A 1,110-nucleotide genomic window follows, 5' to 3' on the forward strand; every position below is an offset into this window, starting at 1 on the left:
GCCTTGTGAGTTTATCGGCCACACCTTAGCGGATGCTATTCCTTTGCAATCTGAGCAAGCGCCTGCGCGCGATCTGCTAGGACTTGAACAAGACAAAAAATGGTTAGCAGTTTTACCGGGTAGCCGTGGTAGTGAGCTCAAGATGCTCTCTCAACCATTCATTGAGACGTGCAAGCTTCTGCACCAAAAGTGCCCCGGTTTGGGCTTTGTAGTGGCGCTAGTTAATCAAAAACGTCGAGAGCAATTTGAGCAAGCGTGGAAAGAGCATGCGCCCGAGCTTGATTTCAAATTGGTGGATGATACGGCTCGCAATGTTATTACAGCCTCTGATGCGGTAATGCTAGCATCTGGAACGGTAGCGTTAGAGTGCATGTTGCTTAAACGTCCTATGGTTGTTGGCTATCGCGTCAATGCCTTTACCGCCTTTCTGGCCAAGCGCCTATTGAAAACTAAGTACGTGTCACTACCCAATATTCTCGCAGATGACGAACTGGTTAAAGAGTATCTTCAAGACGATTGCACACCAGACAACTTGTTCAATGAAGTTTCTCGTTTGCTAGAGAGTGATAATAAGCCAATGCTTGATAAGTTCACCGAAATGCATCATTGGATTCGTAAAGACGCGGATCAACAAGCTGCGAATGCAGTATTGAAATTGATTGAAAAATAGAGAAGTACCATGGTCGCGAAAGCAAAAACGACAAAAGCAAAAGTAGAGCTCCCTCCGTTTGAATACCCTCAAGGTTACCAATTGATCGCCGGAGTCGATGAAGTTGGACGCGGCCCTTTGGTTGGAGATGTCGTCACCGCTGCAGTTATCCTCGATCCCAATAACCCAATCGAAGGCTTGAATGACTCTAAGAAGCTGAGCGAGAAAAAGCGTCTGGCACTGCTTCCTGAAATCAAAGAAAAAGCGCTAGCGTGGGCGGTAGGCCGTTGCTCTCCCGAAGAGATTGATGAACTGAATATTCTGCAAGCTACCATGGTTGCTATGCAACGTGCGATTGCGGGACTGAAGGTACAGCCAGATTTAGTGCTGATCGATGGTAATCGTTGCCCTGAGCTACCGATGGATTCTCAAGCTGTGGTGAAAGGCGATTTAAGAGTGGT

At 47.2% G+C, this 1,110-nt stretch carries 2 protein-coding genes; both read left to right on the forward strand.

Going from position 1 to position 1,110, the window contains the following annotated elements; all coding sequences use genetic code 11:
• Positions 1 to 670: lipid-A-disaccharide synthase (gene lpxB, locus R8N28_RS26460; protein ID WP_318183819.1), on the forward strand; the 670-nt coding region annotated here is incomplete at its 5' end.
• A 9-nt stretch (positions 671 to 679) separates the two neighbouring features.
• Positions 680 to 1,110: ribonuclease HII (locus R8N28_RS26465; protein ID WP_318183820.1), on the forward strand; the 431-nt coding region annotated here is incomplete at its 3' end.

This window comes from Vibrio sp. Vb1554 (assembly GCF_033344235.1).